Source organism: Nocardiopsis sp. TNDT3 (assembly GCF_003427465.1).
In the GTDB taxonomy this organism is placed as follows: Bacteria; Actinomycetota; Actinomycetes; order Streptosporangiales; family Streptosporangiaceae; genus Nocardiopsis; species Nocardiopsis dassonvillei.
In genome coordinates, this window is record NZ_QPFC01000720.1 from 1 (window position 1) to 1,057 (window position 1,057).

Sequence of the window (1,057 nt, forward strand, 5' to 3'; positions counted from 1 at the left end):
GCAGCCTCTGGAATGGGCACGAGTGCCGATCGTGACCGGTTCGCGACCGGGCATGCCAGGTGCGCCCCAGCGGCGACGGGCACGCGGCGGTCGCGATACCGCGTCGGGTCGGCCACCGGCCCTCACGAGCGGACAGGGAGCCCGAAGTGATCAAGGAACGCAGACGGCGCGAGGCGGCCAAGCGGATCAGGGACGGCGACGGCCGTCCGCTCAAACGCTTCCGCTGGTGGCAGCCGCTCTCGCGCGCCCTGTTCCACCTGCCCCTGACCGACGGAGGCGGACAGCGCGCGGTCTACTCCGTCGACGTGCCCTACTGGCAGCGGGTCATGACCGAGGACGGCAAGGGCAGGGCCCACCTCTACCTGGACGGCAGGCACCACCTGGAGTCCACGCTCCCGGCGGTCTTCCCGGTGCCGGGAGGGGTGGTCGAGGTGGAGTCGACGGCCTTCGGGCTCAAACGCTGCCACCACGTGACCGCCGGGGGCGACGAGCGCCAGCTCGTTCCGGACGAACGCTCGGCGGAGGGCCGCCGCGCCCGCCTCGACCGCGAGCGCCCGGCGTTGGGCCGCCTGGTCAGGGCGGTGTCTCTGGTCCTGCTGGTCGTGCCGATCCTTCTCGTCGTCCCCCAAGTCGTCGAGGCGGTCTCGCGGGTGCCGCCGGTGGCCGAGCGCTTCGGCGCCTTCACCTCACCCGTCGACCTGCCGCTGTGGCTCAACGTCGCGCTCGGGCTGTGCGCCTCGGCCTCCAGCGTGGAGCGGGCCACCCGGCTGCGCTGGAACGCGCTGCTGGACGGCAGCGGCTGAACGCCGACGCCGCGGGGCGCGCGTTCGCGCGGCGCGGCACCGAGTACCGCGAGCCCCGGCGGCTCACCCGACCCCATCGAACCAGCCCCATCGAACACGGAGCCAGACACATGCGAAGCCTTCGCGAGCCCTTCCGGATCATCCGCGCGAACCTCGGCGCCTACCTCGTGATGAACGCGATCGCCTACGGCGTCTTCCTCGTCGGCGTGGGGGCGGCCCTGGCCTTCCCCGAACTGAACGCCGCCCAGGTCGGC

Annotated in this window: 1 protein-coding gene; it reads left to right on the forward strand. The window is 73.0% G+C overall.

What is annotated here, in order from left to right:
* Positions 1–146: 146 nt before the first annotated feature.
* Entirely contained in the window at positions 147–803 is a 657-nt protein-coding gene (locus DQW06_RS17820; protein ID WP_013152383.1) for a hypothetical protein, read from the forward strand.
* Positions 804–1,057 lie beyond the last annotated feature (254 nt).